20 protein-coding genes are annotated in these 20,317 nt (G+C 40.4%); 5 read left to right on the top strand and 15 right to left on the bottom strand.

Translation table 11 applies throughout. The features are described from left to right. Window positions 1–156: 156 nt before the first annotated feature. Window positions 157–1,692, bottom strand: coding sequence for a leucyl aminopeptidase family protein (locus KO525_RS08685; RefSeq protein ID WP_215963392.1), 1,536 nt, complete (start codon window positions 1,690–1,692; stop codon window positions 157–159). A 278-nt stretch (window positions 1,693–1,970) separates the two neighbouring features. Between KO525_RS08685 and KO525_RS08680 the strand changes: the two genes are divergently transcribed. From KO525_RS08680 to KO525_RS08665, 4 genes are read left to right on the top strand one after another with little or no spacing between them, the layout of a single operon-like run. Continuing rightward, window positions 1,971–2,591 (top strand): TetR/AcrR family transcriptional regulator, encoded by a 621-nt coding sequence (locus tag KO525_RS08680; RefSeq protein WP_215963391.1) that lies wholly within the window; start codon window positions 1,971–1,973, stop codon window positions 2,589–2,591. After that, the gene (locus KO525_RS08675; protein ID WP_215963390.1) at window positions 2,588–3,547 is read left to right on the top strand and encodes an HlyD family secretion protein; all 960 of its coding nucleotides are present in this window, start codon (window positions 2,588–2,590) and stop codon (window positions 3,545–3,547) included. Before KO525_RS08680 ends, KO525_RS08675 begins: the two co-directional genes overlap by 4 nt. Continuing rightward, the gene (locus KO525_RS08670) at window positions 3,540–4,469 is read left to right on the top strand and encodes an ABC transporter ATP-binding protein (protein WP_215963389.1); all 930 of its coding nucleotides are present in this window, start codon (window positions 3,540–3,542) and stop codon (window positions 4,467–4,469) included. The genes KO525_RS08675 and KO525_RS08670 overlap by 8 nt, the downstream gene beginning before the upstream one ends. Next, window positions 4,466–5,593, top strand: coding sequence for an ABC transporter permease (locus KO525_RS08665; RefSeq protein ID WP_215963388.1), 1,128 nt, complete (start codon window positions 4,466–4,468; stop codon window positions 5,591–5,593). The genes KO525_RS08670 and KO525_RS08665 overlap by 4 nt, the downstream gene beginning before the upstream one ends. Window positions 5,594–5,606: 13 nt before the next feature. On the opposite strand, the gene dinB is transcribed toward KO525_RS08665, so the two are convergent. From dinB to KO525_RS08645, 4 genes are all read right to left on the bottom strand, one after another. Then, window positions 5,607–6,677: a DNA polymerase IV gene (dinB, locus tag KO525_RS08660; protein ID WP_215963387.1), complete on the bottom strand. Its 1,071-nt coding sequence runs from the start codon at window positions 6,675–6,677 to the stop codon at window positions 5,607–5,609. A 345-nt stretch (window positions 6,678–7,022) separates the two neighbouring features. Next, window positions 7,023–7,196 (bottom strand): hypothetical protein, encoded by a 174-nt coding sequence (locus KO525_RS08655; protein ID WP_215963386.1) that lies wholly within the window; start codon window positions 7,194–7,196, stop codon window positions 7,023–7,025. Window positions 7,197–7,513: 317 nt separating this feature from the next. After that, window positions 7,514–7,723: a cold-shock protein gene (locus tag KO525_RS08650; protein WP_215963385.1), complete on the bottom strand. Its 210-nt coding sequence runs from the start codon at window positions 7,721–7,723 to the stop codon at window positions 7,514–7,516. A 326-nt stretch (window positions 7,724–8,049) separates the two neighbouring features. Then, window positions 8,050–9,486, bottom strand: coding sequence for an MFS transporter (locus KO525_RS08645; RefSeq protein WP_215963384.1), 1,437 nt, complete (start codon window positions 9,484–9,486; stop codon window positions 8,050–8,052). A gap of 268 nt (window positions 9,487–9,754) precedes the next feature. On the opposite strand from KO525_RS08645, the gene KO525_RS08640 reads away from it, so the two are divergent. After that, complete coding sequence (locus tag KO525_RS08640) at window positions 9,755–10,354, top strand: thymidine kinase (protein ID WP_215963383.1); 600 nt, start codon at window positions 9,755–9,757, stop codon at window positions 10,352–10,354. 74 nt (window positions 10,355–10,428) lie between these two features. On the opposite strand, the gene nqrM is transcribed toward KO525_RS08640, so the two are convergent. The 10 genes from nqrM to KO525_RS08590 all read right to left on the bottom strand — a co-directional run bounded on the left by nqrM (window position 10,429) and on the right by KO525_RS08590 (window position 20,306). Continuing rightward, a complete protein-coding gene (gene nqrM, locus KO525_RS08635; RefSeq protein ID WP_215963382.1) occupies window positions 10,429–10,659 on the bottom strand; it encodes a (Na+)-NQR maturation NqrM in 231 nt (76 codons plus the stop codon). A 4-nt stretch (window positions 10,660–10,663) separates the two neighbouring features. Then, a complete protein-coding gene (locus tag KO525_RS08630; RefSeq protein WP_252736727.1) occupies window positions 10,664–11,644 on the bottom strand; it encodes an FAD:protein FMN transferase in 981 nt (326 codons plus the stop codon). A 61-nt stretch (window positions 11,645–11,705) separates the two neighbouring features. Continuing rightward, entirely contained in the window at window positions 11,706–12,929 is a 1,224-nt protein-coding gene (nqrF, locus tag KO525_RS08625) for an NADH:ubiquinone reductase (Na(+)-transporting) subunit F (protein WP_215963380.1), read from the bottom strand. 60 nt (window positions 12,930–12,989) lie between these two features. After that, complete coding sequence (nqrE, locus tag KO525_RS08620; protein WP_215963379.1) at window positions 12,990–13,613, bottom strand: NADH:ubiquinone reductase (Na(+)-transporting) subunit E; 624 nt, start codon at window positions 13,611–13,613, stop codon at window positions 12,990–12,992. 5 nt (window positions 13,614–13,618) lie between these two features. Continuing rightward, entirely contained in the window at window positions 13,619–14,242 is a 624-nt protein-coding gene (locus KO525_RS08615; protein ID WP_215963378.1) for an NADH:ubiquinone reductase (Na(+)-transporting) subunit D, read from the bottom strand. 2 nt (window positions 14,243–14,244) lie between these two features. Next, window positions 14,245–15,009: a Na(+)-translocating NADH-quinone reductase subunit C gene (locus KO525_RS08610; protein WP_215963377.1), complete on the bottom strand. Its 765-nt coding sequence runs from the start codon at window positions 15,007–15,009 to the stop codon at window positions 14,245–14,247. Continuing rightward, window positions 15,002–16,204 carry an NADH:ubiquinone reductase (Na(+)-transporting) subunit B gene (locus KO525_RS08605; RefSeq protein ID WP_215963376.1) on the bottom strand — a complete coding sequence of 401 codons (1,203 nt, stop codon included), beginning with the start codon at window positions 16,202–16,204 and terminating at the stop codon, window positions 15,002–15,004. Before KO525_RS08605 ends, KO525_RS08610 begins: the two co-directional genes overlap by 8 nt. A 2-nt stretch (window positions 16,205–16,206) precedes the next feature. Continuing rightward, a complete protein-coding gene (locus tag KO525_RS08600) occupies window positions 16,207–17,547 on the bottom strand; it encodes a Na(+)-translocating NADH-quinone reductase subunit A (protein ID WP_215963375.1) in 1,341 nt (446 codons plus the stop codon). 356 nt (window positions 17,548–17,903) lie between these two features. Further along, window positions 17,904–19,094, bottom strand: a complete 1,191-nt coding sequence (fabV, locus tag KO525_RS08595; protein ID WP_215963374.1) for an enoyl-ACP reductase FabV — start codon at window positions 19,092–19,094, stop codon at window positions 17,904–17,906. A 114-nt stretch (window positions 19,095–19,208) separates the two neighbouring features. Beyond that, window positions 19,209–20,306: a TRAP transporter substrate-binding protein gene (locus tag KO525_RS08590; protein WP_215963373.1), complete on the bottom strand. Its 1,098-nt coding sequence runs from the start codon at window positions 20,304–20,306 to the stop codon at window positions 19,209–19,211. Window positions 20,307–20,317 lie beyond the last annotated feature (11 nt).

Below are 20,317 nucleotides of genomic sequence, written 5' to 3'. Positions count from 1 at the left end.
GTCACTTTAGTGCGTTAATCGCTATTGAATACTACTATAGTCTCAACAATAAAATTGTGAAGTACAATTTAAAATATCTTATATTCTCAGCATCTTAGGGAAAGCAAATAGTGAGAAGGGCCATCTAAATAAATTAACTTAGATGGCCATCAGATATTACAAAAACGAAGATAATAAAGCAGCTACTGGCGCAGCCGTAGGTTTACCATGTTGCCAATCACCATTCTCAACACCGCTACCGGCGATATCGATATGAATATAAGGCATAGGTTGAGTTGAGTTCACATCGTGCTGCTCTAGCCCAGCGACAAGTGCTAAAAATGCCATCGGAAATTGATGACCACGGGCTGTTACTGCTGACGGTCCATTGTTTGATGACAGCAAATCGTCTGCTTTGGTTCTAGGCTGAACAAAATCATAATCTTCTCTGCGTGACCGACTGGTTTCACATGGGTCACCAATCAAGTCCCCCTGTTTAACCATGTTCTCACCTAATCCCATTTTATATGCCACACCGTTCTCAACTAACGCGGTATATGGCCCTACAGCCCTAGCGGCATGGCCTGTGAGAGTCGCGACGGTAAATAAAATAGGGTTAACTTCAGTAAGCGCTTCATCTTTAAATCTAGACAATAAATCCGCCATAGCTAAACGGCCTTCCGCATCAGTGTTGCCAATACGAACTCGAACACCAGAATGACCGGTAATAATTTCATCTGATACAAATGCTTCTGCACCAATACTGTTGCGCACCGCAGCAAGTTCTGCAACCACTTTAACGCCTTTAGGTGCAAGTTCTGCAACTGACTTCATAAACCCAGCAACCGCTGCTGCACCACCTTTGTCGCGGCTCATACCCGCCATATGTCCGCCGGTTTTTAAATCAGCGCCGCCGGTGTCATAGACAATCCCTTTACCCACCAACATTAAGGTTTTAGTGATTTCACCCTCAGGTATATATTCCAATCGGATGACTCGAGGTTGATGTCTTTCTACTTCAACCGAAGCACGTGCTACGGCCCACATTAATGGATAATCGCGTTCAATCACGGCCATATCATCGACTACACTAACCTTAACATTGCTGTTAGCAAACGAGTCGACACAATATTGCGCAAACTGTGGCGGTGCCATGCGTTCAGGTTCGGTTCCACAAAGATCTCGGGCTACGTACTTGCCACTTTCGATAGCTGCAGCAAGGTTTACGTCTATATCACCTCCGACTAAGCCAATGGTCTGGACGGGCTCGATACCTTCACCATGATATTCTCTCGCCTCTAACGGCTGCCATAAGGCCTGACTAAACCCAAGATAGCTTACCGTAGTGGCATTTTTATAAGTCTCACTTTTATCTGATAAAACAACAAGTAATGGTTTCACCGACCCCATCTTAATCACTTCAACTGCTGCCAATTTTGCAGCATCAAAATAGCGTCTTACGTCATCAAAATAACGTGTTAATTGACCCGTAGGCGCAAGAACTAAGCGTTTTGGGGCTATCTCTTGCGTCACAATAGTCACAACGCTATTGCCTATACGTTGATCAAATTTAGCGTGTTGTTGAATTACAGTTTGGATGTTGTCAGGTAACTCTGCGTCAAATTGTGGTGCGATGATTACAACTGAATCCCAACTTGGATCACTAAGTGCAGTTTGTAATTCTGATATTAAGATAGGTTTTGGATAAGACATACGGCATTACTCTATTATTTTTTATATCGCTAGAGTATTGATAAACATAGGTGAATTGCAAGTCAATGACGGTCTAGATATATTTCGAACTTACCGAAGTTGTAAATCAAGTTTGCCAATTTTAATATTGTTTACTAGATTAAATAACTTACTGGTCAGTTATTTATTATCTAAATAGAGATCCTGATCTAACCCATTATCACCTGCTGATTGAAGTTGCTCCTTTAGGTAGCCTAATCGAATGCATAATGTCATCTTTGAATAACCTAGCGATGAAAATGAAACGTGCAATTTCTGAAATCGAAAAAGAACAAAGAAAAGAGCAAATTGTATTTGCCGCTTTGGACGAGTTTTATTTAAAAGGCCTTAAAGCGACAAAAATGGAAGATATCGCCATTCGCTGCGGAATATCAAAAGGCACCCTATATCTTTATTTTAGTTCAAAAAAAGCGCTTTTTGAATCCGCTGTTGAGCATATTGCTATGCATAAGGCGCAACAAATCCAATCATTAATGACAAACCACAATAGTGTAAAAGAAGCTCTCGACCAATTATTTGAGTTTATCCCCAAAGTTATTATTGATTCTCCATTACCAAAGTTAATTAAAGTTTTGATCAGTGACGCCTTTGATTTTCCTGATGTGATAAAAACCTATAAACAAAATATCATTGACCAAGTTCTGTCTACTATCACCATAGTATTACAAGCCGGAAAAGAACGAGGTGAAGTTAATATTGACGATGCAGCACTTACCGCAAAACTCATCGTTGCACCTGTCATTTTTGCCGTCGTTTGGAAAGTCTTATCCGAAGCAGAAAACTCTCCGCCACTGGCCGTTGACGTATTATTAAAACAACATCAATTGATAATTTACAAAGCTTTAGGGATAACAGAATGAACACAAACAAAAGCGTTAAGTGTATATTTTTCCTGCTTTATTTATTTCTCGCCGCTTGTTCTAAGCAACCGCCTGTATCAGCGTACACCGGTTATATAGAAGGTAATTACTTTTACGTTTCCGCTCCGGAACCTGGATGGATAATAAACTTATCAGTAAAAGAAGGCGATACCGTCAGCCCGGACTCCATCATTGCTCAACTCGATGATGAATATCAGCGTCTTGCAATTGCCCAGGCGGAAAAACAACTGGCGTCGACGGCAGCACAACTCGAAGACATACAAAGTGGTGCGCGGGAAGAAGAGTTATTAGCACAACAAAACTTATTGGAACAAAAACAACTGGCGCTTGATTTAGCGAAAAGTGAATACCTACGTTTAGAAAATTTGCATCGTAAAAACCTAGTTTCTGAAACTGAATTGGAAACATCTAAGTCCTATCAACTGCAACTTGCCGCAAACGTTTCGTCACTCAATCACACAATAAACGTTATGAAAATGGCTGCACGACCCGCTGTTATTACGAGTCATGAGCAACAACTTGAGGTAGCAAAAATTGAGCTCCAAAAGGCCCAATGGTTACATTCAAAACGAATATTGAGCGCTAAAAACAGCGGTGTTGTAGAGCAAGTTTTTCAGCGACATGGTGAGTATGTTAAACAAGGGCAACCAATTGTTTCAGTATTAATTAACGATTCCCAAAAAGTGAGGTTTTATGTCGAACAAAGCCAACTGAGTCGCATGAAAGTAGGTCAATATGTCGATATCAATCTAGATAACGATACTCAAACCCATAAAGCAAAAGTCCAGTTTATTGCACAGGAGCCAGAGTTTACACCGCCGGTTTTGTATAACCAAAGCTCTCGAAGCTCATTGGTATTTATGGTTGAGGCACAATTAGCGCCCGCCACTAAGCTACATATTGGACAACCAGTGGATGTGAGTTTCCATGAATGACTTTGCGGTTGATGTTAAATCATTAGTCAAAGAGTTTGGTAAAACTCGCGTGGTTGATGACGTCGCATTACAAATTCCAAAAGGCCAGGTGTGGGGCTTTCTCGGGCCTAATGGGTCAGGTAAAACAACGACTATCAGAATGTTATGTGGGCTATTAACACCAACTCAAGGTTCAGGAACCTGTTTAGGTCTAGACATCATAACCGAAGCTGAAAAGATAAAATTACAAACCGGTTATATGACTCAGAAATTTTCGTTCTGGGAAGATTTATCAATTCGAGAAAACCTAGATTTTGTATCTCGAATGTACAACCTGCCAAATCGTAAAGCCAAAGTTGATGACGTAATAGCAAGGCTAGATTTAACTCAAAGACAACACCAGCTAGCAGGTGATCTTTCTGGCGGGTGGAAGCAACGTTTAGCACTTGCCGCTGTGACCATGCATAATCCTAAATTATTGCTGCTTGATGAACCAACAGCGGGCGTGGATCCTAAGGCCCGTCGAGAATTTTGGGACCAAATTCATGAGCTGACAAATCAAGGGATCACCATTTTAGTTTCGACGCATTACATGGACGAAGCTGAACGATGCGACCAGATTGCCTATCTTGCCCACGGTAAACTTATCACGCAGGGAACGGTTCGAGATGTCATTGCGGCCTCTAACTTAACAACGTACGTTTCGATCAATAAAGGTGTTAGGCAATTTGCCTCGGCGCTAAAAGCGGAAGATGACATTGAAAACGTTTCATACTTTGGAGCCGCCCTGCATATTAGTAGCACAAATACAGTAGCAATCGAAAACGTTATAAAACGAGCGCCATTCGACTCACTAGATTGGCAAAAAATCACCCCTAGTTTAGAAGACGTGTTTATTTCACTTATGACATCTGTAGGCAATGATAAGCGAGACTACCAATGAACAGTTTATTTCGGATTTGGGCGATATTGTCTAAAGAGATGATCCAAATGCGCCGCGACAGAATGACATTTGCGATGATGGTCGGTGTTCCAATAATGCAATTAATATTGTTCGGTTTTGCCATCAACAATGATCCAAAAGGTTTGCCAACAGCGGTATTTATAGAAGCACCAGACCAACATTCTAGAACCATTGTTGAGGGCTTTAAATTATCCGAATATTTTGATGTTGTTACTGCAGTGAGTAACTACCAACAAGCTGATGACTTATTCTTAAAAGGTGAAATTACGTTTTTACTTGTGATCCCAGCAGACTTTACAAAAAAACTGGTCCGCCAGGAAATGCCTCAATTGTTAATATCTGCAGATGCTTCTGATCCTGCAGCTTCATCGAATGCGATTGCCAAAGCGTCTGTAATTGTTAGCAAAGCATTGAATCATGATTTTGTCGGCTCTTTAAACTTTCTGAAGTCTACTAAACCAAATGTCGATGTAATTATTCACCCAAAATACAACCCTCAAGGCATTACTCAGTACAACATCGTACCAGGATTGCTCGGTGTTATTTTAACTATGACTTCTGTCATGATCACCTCTATGGCAATGACACGAGAACGGGAAAAAGGCAATTTGGAAAATATTTTAGCTATGCCGGTTAAGCCATTTGAGGTTATGGTTGGAAAAATTGCTCCCTATGTCCTCATTGGACTCATACAGACCGCCATCATTTTATCCGCCGCCAGTTTCTTATTTGAAGTGCCCTTCCTAGGGAGTTTTATGATCCTTAACTCCGCTATCCTTATTTTTCTGTTGGCTAACTTATGTTTAGGTTTTACGTTTTCAACAATCGCAACAACACAAATGCAGGCAATGCAGATGACGTTCTTTTTCTTTTTACCGTCACTGTTGTTGTCAGGATTTATGTTCCCGTTTAGAGGAATGCCACAGTGGGCTCAACTTATCGGTGAAATGTTACCTTTAACGCATTTTTTGCGGATTGTCAGGGGAGTTATGCTAAAAGCGGCGGATTTTTCCCATCTCGCGAATGAGTTTTACGCGTTAATCGGGTTTATTGTCTTGATTGGAATTGTGGCAATTGCCAGGTATAGAACAACGTTGGATTAAGCAGCTAAAGCCATTAACCAAATAAGCTAAGCTGTTCAATAGCGTCGACCACCGAATCTTCTAGTCCAATATGAACACCCAATAGTCTAACGGCTCGTCCCTCGCCACGACTTAACGCCTCCACTAAAAGCGATTCAAACGTCGCTACATCAAATTGATTATGTTTTTGCTCTTTAGTTGTGACAACAAAGTCATTAAACTTTAACTTAACGCCTAACTTGCCAATATGTCGCTTGTCTAAATAGCTTTGGGCACGCTTTTTAAGTTCAGGTATGAGTTTTTCATGCATTATCTGCTTCAATACAGATAGATCCTTAATATCTTCACTGAAAGTCCGCTCAACACCAACGGATTTTCGAACTCGTTCAGTCTCTACCCCTCGGTTATCAATGCCTTGACAACGTGCCCATAAAACGGCGCCGTAACTTCCAAGCAATTGAGATAAAAACACTTCTTTAGAGTTTCTGACATCTTCCCCGACAAAGAGCCCAGCGTCGTGTAATTTTTTTAATGTAACTTTGCCTACACCCGATATTTTCTCTAGCGGCATGGTTTTAACAAATTCAACTACTTGGTCCGGCGTAATTACAAACTGTCCGTTTGGTTTATTCTCATCGCTCGCGACCTTTGCAAGAAACTTGACCGGTGCAATACCAGCGGAAGCGGTTAAACCCGTTTTATAAAAGATATCACGTCTTATTTGCTGGGCAATGAGGGTTGCGGAACCTTGAAACTCCGTACAATCGGAAACATCTAAATACGCTTCATCCAATGATAAAGGTTCAATTAGTGGGGTGTAATACTCGAATATCTCTCTAATTTGACGGCTAACTTCTTTATATTCAGCCATCCGGCCCGGAACTATCACTAAATTAGGACACTTTTTGAGGGCCATTGCAGTTGCCATGGCAGACCGTACACCGAATTTTCGTGCCTCATAGTTGCACGTGGCTATGACACCTCGCCTATCAGAATTTCCACCAACTGCAACAGGTAACCCCACTAAAGCCGGGTTATCTCTTATCTCGACACTGACATAAAACGCATCCATATCGACATGAATAATTTTTCGGTTGATGCTCATATTTAGAATATTGTCTGTTTAAATTTAATGCTCACTGGCCCATAGCAACAAAATACCACTGTATAAACAAACAGTCAAAGTGCAGTTTTTTTAATCTAGATTGATAAGTTTGCAATTAAGAAGTTGAAAAACGACTAAGGTAACCTACTTATTCGTATCGTTATTTAAACAACGATTAAAACGAATAAGTTTAAGGGACATTATCGCGAAATTTATTTGGAATGAACTGCAAGCCAATCAGCTTGTATAGTAAAACCGTTGAGAATTAATTTGAACGAAAATTTTTGAAGGATATGAGTGAGAATTAATAACAGTAAACGAGAGTAATACCGTACAGCCGGTTAGTTAAGATCGCTCTTGAACTAACCAGTTTAAAAAGCGTTTTGCTTCTTTGGTATTGGCCAACGTTAAATGTTTAGGGCCTGACTGATCAGAAAACACAACTTTGTTGTTGTTAACTGAAATTGAATGTAGTGGTTGCACAATTGTTAATTGCTCACCGTTATAGGTATATGACATAAATTTAATTTCTTATTATATTATTAAAAAACAGCGGCCAGTTTAGCCACCAATTATTACAGAAACATGACTAAGTAAATTCCGCACAAAATTATTCTGTGAAAAATTACAAGCATGACTAATTCGGATTATTTTACGAGTTCAATAAAGACAATACGTTTTTAATGTCAAATCAATGCATTAAAAAGTTATACAGAAAAGAAGAACTTTGGGGTAAACACAATCTTGAGTGGTTTTATAACACTCTATAAAACAAAAGGCCAAGTAAAAATTTACTCGACCTTTCAATTATTAACTATTTTTAGAAAAATCTAAAATTAGATAACAACAACGTTTGATGCTTGAGGACCTTTTTGGCCTTGTTCAATAGTGAATTGAACAGATTGACCTTCAGTCAAAGTTTTGAAACCTTCAGAAGCAATAGCACGGAAATGTACGAATACATCTTTACCGCCGCCTTCTTGAGTTAAAAATCCGAAACCTTTCTCTTCGTTAAACCATTTTACTGTGCCAGTAGTAGTAGACATAATAATCTTACCTTTTTAAATATTAAATTGAATGGTCATTTCTGACCGGTCGAGCTAAAGAAATTACTTAATTGATAGTGCCTTGGGTAAAACTGAATTCAATATAATATTAAAAAACGGGTTTACTGGTGTAACTAAAGCGGATAACAAAATAAATACTGCATCTGTAGCGCGACGTATAATAGCATAACTATTATAAAACAAAAGCCCTATTTTAGAATAAAGGATAAATAATAGACAGATTATTAGTTCATATGAATAAATGGATCTTTAGTCCCGTCAAAAAATCCATTTAATTATCCTTTTATTACAACAAATTAACCTATTTAGTTCGCGTTGACATCGGGCACTGGCTTCTCTTTGATCATTAACCACGAGACTGCCGAGATCGTCATTGAAATCGCGCAGACCACAAAGACCATGCTTTTATCATCTGCTTTATTTAGGAATAGACTCACCCCCAACGAAACCACAAGTTGCGGTAAAACCACAGACAAATTAAATAACCCCATGTACAAGCCCATCTTAGCGTTTTCGACACGCTCTGACATAATCGCAAAGGGTAAACTTACAACTGCAGACCAACCAATGCCAGCTAACGCCATGAAGAGATACATGATCATCGGTGTCGTTGCAAAAAATGCGATCAAAGCGTACGCAACTGCGGTCACCAATAATGCATAGGCATGGACTTGAATACGCCCAAACTTAATGGCTAAGGGTCCTAAAACCAAAGCGGGTAATAGTGCAGCTACGGCGTTTAAAATGGCAAAGCTGTACGAAATTGTTTGGCCTAATTCCTCCGTAGTGAGCGTCGACATTTTTTCTTGCAAAAACGCATAGCAAAAAACAAACATCGTTTGAATTCCAATCCATGAGAATGAGTGTGCCGCCAATACCTTTTTGAATCCTAAGTGCTTAGCGTCAGATTCAGAAAAGTCGTTTTCATTTTTCGATAGTGTTTCAAATACGAAATACAAGGTGATGAGCAAGGCCAATATTTCGAAATAATAGTGCTTAACTTCAAAACCAGTTAAATGTAAAACACTGGCGTAAATTGAATAAACTAAAAAGCCCCAAAGTGGCTTTATATCGCTAAGTACTTCATACCAAGAAAATTTTACATCCGCTTCTTTGTTCTCACCTTCAAGTACTTTAGGCTCTTCGATAAACAATGCGGGTATAACTGAAAATAGCAGGACGAGTGCAGCACCAAAGTAAATAAGTAGAAAATTGTTCCAAAATCCGCCGATAACATAGGCTAGTACGCCAAAGGTTCCGGAGATGGTTTGCATCCAAGTATAACCTAATGTGCGCTGCTCCCCTGCTGGAGTAACGTCAGCAATTATTGATCGTGTAGGGTTAAAGCTAACGTTTATAGACAAGTCGAGGGATAGAGCAACGGCTATAGCAACGGCCATTAAGCCAACATGACCCAAAGACTCGTTTATGATGCCGATATTCGGTAAGGCTAATAGAGATAGTGACGCTAATACGCCGCCAATAATGATAAATGGTCTTCGTCTGCCATTCCAAAACCAAACTTTATCACTAATAAAGCCAACAATAACTTGACCTAAAATACCGGCTATTGGACCGGCGGCCCAAACAATACCAATTTCATGAATATCGAGGCCATATTGTGTGCTCAGCAACCAACTCAATGCTGAAATTTGAACAGATAGTGCAAACCCCATAGCTGTGGATGGCAAGCTTAACAACATATAAAACGGTGCAGACAACTTCTTTTGGATACTCAACATTTACTGTGCTCTTGTTAAATTCATACGGTAATTTACCGTATTTCTTATAGCAGTCGACAGAAGAACTGAATTTTTGGTCATCCATACGTATGCAAAGAGGTCATGCCCAAGAGCAAAAATACATTTCATTTCAACAAGTCGAATTGACCGCAAAAACTAAAGTGACCAAAGTGGTTTTAGGCTACCAATCAAATAATTTATTTCCGAGCAGTTAGTAGGTAAACTCCCATGACGGCGAAGAACACTTTTTATCGAGAATATTAAAAACATGGCGCAACTATACTTCTACTACTCTACAATGAACGCTGGAAAATCGACGTCTTTGTTACAATCAGCTTACAATTATGTTGAAAGAGGAATGTACAGTGCCATTTTTACTGCTGCAATAGATGACCGCACCGCAACAGGCGTTGTGAGTTCTCGAATTGGCTTAAGCCAACCTGCCGATATTTTTAACAGCGACACCGATTTATTTCAGCAGATATCTAAAATCAAAGAAAATAGAGCATTGCACTGTGTGTTGGTCGACGAGTCTCAATTCCTTTTAAAAAATCAGGTACAACAACTTACCGATGTTGTCGATAAACTAAACGTCCCCGTTATGTGTTATGGAATTCGAACAGACTTCCAAGGTGAGTTATTTGAAGGTAGTAAATACTTACTATCGTGGGCTGACAAGCTTGTCGAGCTAAAAACAATTTGTCATTGTGGCAAAAAGGCCAATATGGTGGTTAGGTATGGTGAAGATGGGCACGTGGTTTCTTCAGGGGATCAAGTAGAAATTGGCGGAAATGATAAATATATGAGCTTATGCCGGAAACATTTTAAACAGGCGTTTGAAACAGGACAACTGACGTCAACAGCTTAAATCACTTCTATACTGAACTAATTTCACAACCATTGCGTTAAACCAATAAAAAAGCGCCTTTTCGGCGCTTTTCATTAAATAATTTGGTTATCTTTCCAAGCTTGCTCTTTTTCTTCTCGCGCCAATCTCTGACGTTCAAGTCGCTTATCACAAGGGTTGTCACAATTACATGCCTTAGCAATTCCTAACGCACCTAAACCACCACAACTGCCTGCAATTGTTTTCTGCTTGATCCAATAGCCTACCGACATAGCGATAAACACAATCAAAAGCAGCGCAAACGTCAATAAAAATACTTTTAACATTTTGTTAGCCTTTACCAATCAACTTTTTAAATTCCGTCGACAAAACTTCGGCAAATCCATTATCCGTTTTAATTAGAAAGTAAGCCGCGATACCATTTTTCTCTGCAAATTCAACACCGCTAACGGGACCTAAAACATTAATAGCCGTAGCGTAAGCGTCTGCACTTGCCGCAGAACTATGTAATACGGTTACCGAAGCTAACTTATGCGTTATTGGTGCTGCAGTCTCTGGGTTAATCGTATGTGAGAATCGAGTACCATTCTCTTCAAAATAATTACGATAATCACCAGACGTAGCCATACCAATATTGCCTGGACTAAATATCAACTGAGCTTCGCGTCTATTTGTCACCGGTTTTTCGACCGCTACCGTCCATAATTCTCCTGACGGTTTATGGCCTGAAAGACGCATTTCACCACCAATTTCCACTAAGTAATTGGTAATGTTATTTCGCTCTAAATATTCAGCAATTTTATCAACAGCAAAACCTTTAGCAATTGATGAAAAATCAACATAAACGTCTTTATGCTTTTTAACTGCCACATTACCTGTCAGCGAAACTTTGTCTATGCCGACAAAATGTTTAACGTTTGCAATATCTGCGTCGCTTGGGCGAGTTTCAATTCGGCCATTAGGACCAAAGCCCCACAAATTTACAATAGGCCCAACCGTTACATCAAACGCACCATTTGACTCGCGATTAATCTCGAAAGACTTTGTCAAAATTTCAACATTATCCGCTGAAAACTCAAACGGTTTACCCGCTTCTGTTTGATTAAATTTGCTTAGTTCAGAATCTGCAATATAAGTCGACATGAGTTGGTTAATTCTAATTAACTCATTGTTTACTGACTCATACAAATTAAGCTGATTGATGTCGTCTTGTGTTGGGAATAACTTAACACTAAAGGTCGTACCCATGGTTTTGCCCTGCAAAAGAACAGGCTGAACCTCAGACTCAGTTTGCTGTGTGCAAGAAACCAAAAAGGCCAGCCCTACCAGGGCTAGCCAAATTGTTTTTAACATCTTTAATGACATCAGGGGGTTAACCACCAAAGTCATCAAGAAGGATGTTTTCGTCTTCAACGCCTAAATCTTTAAGCAAGTTGATAACGGCAGCGTTCATCATTGGAGGACCACACATGTAGAACTCACAATCTTCCGGTGCTTCATGATCACGTAGGTAGTTTTCAAACAATACGTTATGAATGAAACCAGTGTACCCTTCCCAGTTATCTTCTGGTTGTGGATCAGATAAAGCAACATGCCATTCAAAGTTGTCATTTTCTTTAGCAAGCATATCGAAATCTTCTACATAGAACATTTCACGGGCAGAACGAGCGCCATACCAGAAACTCATCTTACGGTCGGTTTTTAATCGACGTAGTTGGTCAAAGATATGTGAACGCATTGGCGCCATACCAGCACCACCACCAACAAAGACCATTTCTGCGTCTGTGTCTTTGGCAAAGAATTCACCAAACGGACCTGAAATCGTTACTTTGTCACCTTCTTTAAGGCTCCAAATGAACGATGACATTTTACCCGCTGGAAGTGTTAGGTTATTAGGTGGCGGCGTAGCGATACGCACGTTCAACATAATAATGCCTTCTTCTTCTGGGTAGTTGGCCATTGAATAAGCACGGATCGTTTCTTCGTCTACTTTAGACTCAATGCTAAAGAAGTTGAAACGTTCCCAATCCGGACGATATTCGTCAGGAATGTCAAATTCAGAATATTTGATGTGATGCGCAGGTGCTGCAATTTGAATATAACCACCGGCACGGAACGGAACTGACTCACCATCAGGAATTCTTAATACAAGCTCTTTGATGAAGGTTGCTTTGTTATCATTAGAGATAACTTCACAATCCCACTGCTTAACACCAAAAATCTCAGGCTCTAATTCGATATCTAAATCTTGTTTAACCGCTACCTGACAAGATAGACGACAACCTTCTTTAGCTTCACGTTTAGTAATGTGACCTTCTTCAGTTGGAAGAATATCGCCACCACCTGAATGGACGTGCACACGACACTGACCACATGTACCACCGCCACCACAAGCTGAAGGAATAAAGATCCCTTTGTCAGCTAGGACGTTAAGTAACTTGCCGCCAGCAGAGGCTACAACTGATTTTTCAGCGTCGCCATTAATTGAAATTGTGATATCTCCGGTCGATACTAGTTTTGACTTAGCTACTAAAATAACTAACACCAAAGCTACTACGATTGCGGTAAACATCGATACGCCGAGAACGATTTCCATCGACTTTTCCTTATTTTTTATCTAAGGGCCCCATGTAAAAACACGAGGCCGACATTAACCTTAAAGCGAGATACCACCGAAGGATAAAAAGCCAAACGCCATCAATCCTGCAGTAATAAACGTAATACCCAAACCTTTTAAGCCATCTGGCACATCTGAATATTTCATTTTCTCACGAATACCTGCCAACAATACGATAGCAAGCGCCCAACCGATACCTGAACCGATACCGTAAACAACACTTTCAACGAAACCTAAGTTCTTGGCAACCATGAAAGAAACCGCACCAAAAATTGCACAGTTAACAGTAATCAATGGTAAGAAAATACCTAACGCGTTGTAAAGCGGCGGGAAGTATTTGTCTAATGCCATTTCCAAAATTTGCACGAGTGCCGCAATAACGCCAATGAAAGTAATGAAAGATAAGAAGCTTAAGTCAACAGATTGAGTAGGGTCTGTAATGCCTAAAACACCATCTAAAGCGCCTGGCGCCAAGATGCTTTGATAAATAACTTGGTTAGCTGGTACCGCTATGCCCAATACGACAATAACGGCTACACCTAAACCAATCGCAGTGCTCACTTTTTTAGAGACTGCTAAGAATGTACACATACCAAGGAAAAACGATAACGCGATATTCTCGATAAAGATCGTTTTAACCAAAAGGCTTAAATAATATTCCATTTCGATTAATCCTTCTCTACTTGTTCAGGTTTCCACTGGCGAATTGCCCAAATGATCAAACCTATGATGAAGAAAGAGCTGAATGGCAATACCAAAAGACCATTAGCTTGATACCAACCATCGTTTTGAACTAGTGGTAAAATTTCGATTCCGAAAATAGTACCAAAGCCAAATAACTCACGGAAGAATGCAACTAACATCAAGATAAAGCCATAACCTAAGCCATTACCGATACCGTCTAAGAAACTTACCATCGGCTTTTCTTTCATAGCAAAAGCTTCAGCACGTCCCATAACGATACAGTTTGTGATGATCAGGCCAACAAATACCGAAAGTTCTTTTGATAACTGATAAGAGAATGCTTTCAATACTTGGTCTACAACAATTACTAAAGACGCAATAATCGCCATCTGCACAATAATACGTACACTTGATGGGATATGGTTACGAATAGTAGAGATAAATAAGTTTGAAAACGCTGTTACCATTACAACTGCAAGAGTCATAACTAGCGCGTTTGCCATAGAACTCGTCACCGCTAGTGCTGAACATATACCAAGAACTTGTAAAGCAATTGGATTGTTATCAACAATAGGGCTAGATAAAACTTTTTTAGCATCTGAAGACATGATTACAAGCTCCCACGATTAGCGGCGATAAATGGTTTATAACCTTGTTCGCCAAACCAGAATTGCAATGTACGAGTCACACCGTTACTTGTTAATGTTGCACCCGATAATGCGTCCACACCGTGAACATCATTAGCATCTGCACCACCTTTAACTAAGTTAACCACAGGCTCACCTTTACCGTTGTAAATCCTTTTGCCAGGCCATAATGCCTTCCACTTAGGATTCATAACTTCAGCGCCTAGTCCCGGAGTTTCTTTATGGTCTGAATAAACAACATTTTTAACTGTGTTTAAGTCAGCCTCAAGACCAACATAACCATACATTAAGTCCCATAAACCTGAACCTACAATTGGTAATACAATCGAAGCAACTTTACCGGCATCGTCATGAACCAAGTAAATAACAGCTTCGTTTGCTTGACGATTAATACCTGCAGGGTCATTTGCAAGTTTCTCAGATTTTTTCGGGTCACGTGCATTTCGACGCTCTTCGAATAAATCAGGATTACCTTCAACAAATTTACCAGTCTCTAGGTCAATCATACGAGCTTCTACATATTTATTATATGTTGCAACAATGTTACCAGCTGCTTTGTCTTGTAAGCCTGCAGCTTCAAGTACTAGAGTTTGTTTATCAAGTAGCTTGTTGGCTACTTGACGAGGTTTAAGTTGTACCGCAGACACTGATACCAGCGCCGCACAAACGATACATACAGCAAATACGAAACCAACCGTTTTGCCAAAAGTCTCTTTATTATTAGACATTGCGTGCTAGCCTCCGTTTTACGTTACCTTGAACCACAAAGTAGTCGAACAATGGTGCAAATAAGTTAGCGAATAAAATAGCTAACATCATGCCTTCAGGGAATGCAGGGTTCACAACTCGAACAACTACAACCATGAATCCAATTAACAAGCCATATGCCCATTTACTTTTATCAGTAAATGACGCCGATACTGGGTCTGTTGCCATAAACAATGCACCAAGTGCAAAACCACCAACAACAACGTGCCAATGCCAAGGCATTTGAAACATTGGGTTAGTCGCACTATCAATCGCATTAAATGCAGTTGCCGTTAAAATTGTACCGATTACAACACCGGCAACAATGCGCCAAGATGCAATTCGAAGATAAATAATAAACAAACCACCAATTAACAAGGCAAGTGTTGATGTTTCACCTACAGAACCAGCAATGTAGCCGTAAAATGCTTCAGTCCAAAGCGCAATGTTATTGTAGTCCAACGAACCAGCGGCTGCTTGACTTAACATAGTTGCACCAGAGAAGCCGTCAGCGGCAACCCACACTGCATCACCTGAAATTTCGGCAGGGTAAGCGAAGAACAAAAACGCACGACCCGCTAATGCAGGGTTTAAGAAGTTTCGACCCGTACCACCAAATATTTCTTTTGCAACAACAACACCAAAGGTAATACCAAGTGCCGCTTGCCAAAGTGGAATAGTCGCTGGAAGGATAAGCGCGAATAAAATTGAAGTAACAAAGAAACCTTCATTTACTTCATGTTTACGCACTGATGCAAATACAACTTCCCAGAACCCACCAACAAGAAAAACCATTGCATAGATAGGTAGGAAGAAACAAGCACCGTAGAACATTTTCATCAGGGAGCCTGAGTCACCGGCGAGTGATCCGCCTAATGCTTCAAACAGCCCAAACTGCCATGTGTCAGGTAATGAGTATCCGGCAGCTAAAGCATCAGCCGCTTGATGGCCAATATTAAACATACCAAAAAACATGGCTGGGAATAATGCCAACCACACCATGATCATAATACGTTTTAAATCAACGCTATCACGAACGTGGGTTTGACCTTTATTAACAAGACCAGGCGTATAGAAAATAGTCGCAGCTGCTTCATACAGAGCGTACCATTTTTCGTATTTTCCACCTGGTTCGAAATTAGGTTCAATTTTTTCTAAATAACTTTTAAGACCCATGATTAGCCCTCTTTTTCAATCGTGGTCAAGCAATCACGAAGAATCGAACCGTATTCATATTTGCCAGGGCAAACAAATGAACAAAGTGCCAAATCTTCTTCTGCTAATTCCAAACAACCCAATTGTTGTGCTGAATCTGTGTCGCCAGAGATCAAGTCACGTAATAACAATGTTGGTAGTACGTCTAAAGGCATGATGCGTTCATAGTTACCGATTGGCACCATTGAACGGTCAGAACCATTTGTCGTAGTTGTCATTTTGAAAAGCTTCTTAGGCGTTAAATGGCCTAGGAATGCACGAGTAACCGAGAATTTATTAGAACCAGGCATCGCCCAACCCAAAAATTCTTTTTCACGGCCTTCCGCAATAACAGAAATTTGCAAATGATAACGATGCAAATATCCGTGTACGCCCATCGCTGAAGTACCACTTAACACTGAACCAGAGATAATACGGTTTTCACCACTCTCTAATTCACCTGCCGTAATATCTGCAGTTGATGCGCCCACAGTTGTGCGGATCAAACGAGGATTTTTAACAACTGGGCCGGCCAAAGCGATAATACGCTCACTGCTTAATTCACCTGTTGTAAACAAGTGACCAATTGCTATCACTTCTTGATAGTTTACATGCCAAGCAACTTTGCTTGCAGAAACTGCATCAATGAAGTGCATCTGGGTACCAACCAAACCAGCTGGGTGTTTACCACCAAACTCGTGCAATTGAACATTTGGAGCTTCAGCTGTAATGTTTGCACCTGGTTTTTTCGATACGTGAATTTTGCCATCAGTCAATCGGCTTAACACGGTTAAACCCGCATTGAATAGCTCTTGTTGCTCTGCAATAACGACTGCTGGGTCCGCAGCAAGCGGATTAGTGTCTGTTACTGAAACAAAGATTGATGACGGAGTGCTGTCTAAGGCAGGTGTCTTGTCAAACGGACGAGTGCGTAACGCAACCCATTGTCCTGATTCGACTAGATTATCAACCACTTTGTCACGTTCAATAGAAGCTAGCTCGCTAGGCTCATATTTTGCGAATGTGACTTGCTCGTCGCCTGAAACTTCGATCACTACTGATTGAAGTACACGCTTCTCGCCACGGTTGATTTCCTTGACTACACCGGCTGCAGGGGCAGTGAATTTCACGCCAACATTCTTTTTATCTACAAAAAGAACCTGACCTTTCTTTACACTGTCGCCGACCTTAACATGCATCGTAGGACGCATGCCATGGTACTCTTCGCCAAGCGTAGCAACAGTTTTAACTGCTGGACCATCGTGGATGGCTTGTTGTGGAACGCCTTCAATAGGCAGATCCAAACCTTTTTTTATGTTGATCATACGCATATGCACTAATTTTAAGTTGGAAGAAATGGAATCTTTTTGGCAATCAAATTTCCTATCTAACTGCCTAGCACTCGATGCACTATCAAATGCCGTAAAATCTTTATTTTTTGTAAGCGTAACCCACCTACATCATTTAGCCGCAAATTGTAGCATCTTATCGGCCTTTTTGCCTATCGCAAATTTGCATTATTTGCGTCTCAACACCCTAATTAGTAGGCTAAAAATCAACCACTCAGTTAAAATTCAACGTAGAATCCCAAATAGATATCTTAATTGGGATAAATCCAATTCCATAAAAAAACCGAGTATTTTGTCAAAACTCGGTTTTTAATTAGCAATTGGCTCTAAGGTTAGATGACGTTAGCAATTTCTGCCACTGGGTTTATATCCGCATCATAATCAACGTTGTCGTAGTCGAAACCAAACAAGTGCAAAAACTCTTGATGGTAGCCAACATAGTCAGTCATTTCGTCAATTGTGTCGGTATCAACACTGTCCCACACCGCCTGTACTCGCTCTTGTACCGAGTCTTCAAGCTCTTTGTAGTTTTGGAACAAGTGACCACCATCGTCAAAGCGAGGTGTATCGCCATATAAATTTTCTCTAAACAATGCAGAAATTTGTTGGATAACGCCTTCGTAAGTACCGTCTTCTTTCATCACTTTGAAAAGTGCAGAAATATATAGTGGCATAATCGGAATTGCTGAACTCGCTTGGGTGACAACGGCATTAAGCGACGAAACATAAGCTTCACCTTTAAGATCTTCAGTAAGTGTGCGGATTGCTGTGACCGCTCGGTCTAGATCTTCTTTCGCTTTACCAATAGTTGCATGACCGTAGATTGGCCAAGTCAGCTTTTTCCCGATATAGGTATAAGCTGTTGTTTTGAACCCTTCAGACAACACATCAGCATCTTTTAATGCATTAATCCACATTTCCCAGTCTTCGCCACCCATGACTTTAACTGTATTAGCAATTTCATCTTCGTTTGCTGCTTCAACCGAAACTTCATCAATAATACGTTTAGACGTATTTAAGTTTTTAGTGGTGACGCTATTACCAATCGGTTTTAGTGTTGAAGAATATGTTTCGCCCGTGTTTGGATCTGTACGACGTGGAGAGGCAAGTGAATAAACGACCAAATCGATTTTGCCCATATCAGCTTTGATCGTTTCAATCGTTTTTGCTTTTATTTCATTAGAAAATGCATCGCCGTTAATACTTTTTGAATAGATACCAGCCTCATCTGCAGCTTGTTGAAAAGCGGCGGTGTTGTACCAACCGGCAGAACCTGTTTTTCTTTCAGTGCCTTCTTTTTCAAAGAAAATACCCAATGTATTTGCACCATGTCCAAACGTAGAAACGATTCGTGACGCTAGGCCGTAACCTGTTGATGCACCAATGACTAATACATTTTTTGGTCCGTTCGCAGCAAACTCTTGCTCTTTTACAAATGAGATTTGACGCTTAACGCTTTCAGCACAGCCAGCTGGGTGTGCATTAGTGCAAATAAATCCACGAATTTTCGGTTTAATAACCATCTTTATAATTTCCTATCTGAGTATTGTGCTGATAAGCATTCAAAATTTTCGGCAAGTTTACCTGTTCATTCACTAAAAACAGATCAGACTAGCCCAATTCTTTTTCAATTTATCTTATTGTTCTCTATTTTTGTAATATTCAACTTCGGACAAATTATGATATTCAGAGACTTGTAGTTGGAATTGTCGATATGATTTCATAATTTTAGCGAACGTTTCATCACTTGCTTCTTGCTCTGCAATCACTTCATTTGAAGCTTGCTTCAAAGCCGCCATCACGTCATTTGGAAACGACTTAAACACAACACCATGCTTGTTTTTTAGCGTTTCCATCGCATTATTATTACGTGCCGTATATTCATCCAACATATCTTGATTTATAGCACGGGTCGCCACTTCCACTATTTTTTGCAAGTCTTTAGGCAACTCATTATACGCTTTTTCATTGACAGTAAATTCTAACATTGCCCCCGGCTCGTGCCACCCAGAGGTATAATAATGTTCAGCGACTTTATGAAACCCAAATGCAAGGTCATTATATGGTCCAACCCATTCAGTTGCATCAATCGCTCCTGACTGCAAAGACGTAAATAATTCACCGCCAGTTAAAGCCACTGGTACCGCACCAAGTTTTTTCATCACTTCGCCACCAAGGCCGGGGATCCGAATTTTGAGACCTTGCAAATCCGCTACGCTATTTATTTCTTTTTTAAACCACCCCGCGGCTTGTACACCGGTATTACCGCCAGCAAACGGGATCACGCCAAATGGTTTGTATAATTCACGCCACATTTCGATGCCACCACCATAATGCAACCAGCCATTCGTTTCTTGAGCGTTAAAACCAAATGGTATTGCGGTAAATATTGGTGCTGCAGGCATTTTACCTTTCCAATAATACGATGCTGCATGGCCCATTTGCGCTGTGCCTTGCGATACAGCATCAAAAACTTCAAAGCCAGGGACAATTTCACCAGCGCCGTAGACTTTTACGGTTAATCGTCCGCCACTCATCTCATTGACAAGTTTGGCAAAATTTTCTGGTGCAGTGCCTAGGCCCGGGAAGTTTTTAGGCCAACTTGTCACTAATTTCCACTTAAAAGTTTTTTGGCTTTTAACAACATCGCCAGATGACTGCTTATCGCCACCGCAAGATACCGCCAGCATAGATATAAACGCTAAGCCTATTAATTTTCCTACTAATTTTTTCATCAACTTTTCCT

It is taken from the genome of Psychrosphaera sp. B3R10 (assembly GCF_018861025.1).
Taxonomy (GTDB): domain Bacteria; phylum Pseudomonadota; class Gammaproteobacteria; order Enterobacterales; family Alteromonadaceae; genus Psychrosphaera; species Psychrosphaera algicola.
This window is presented reverse-complemented; position numbering and strand designations above follow the sequence as displayed.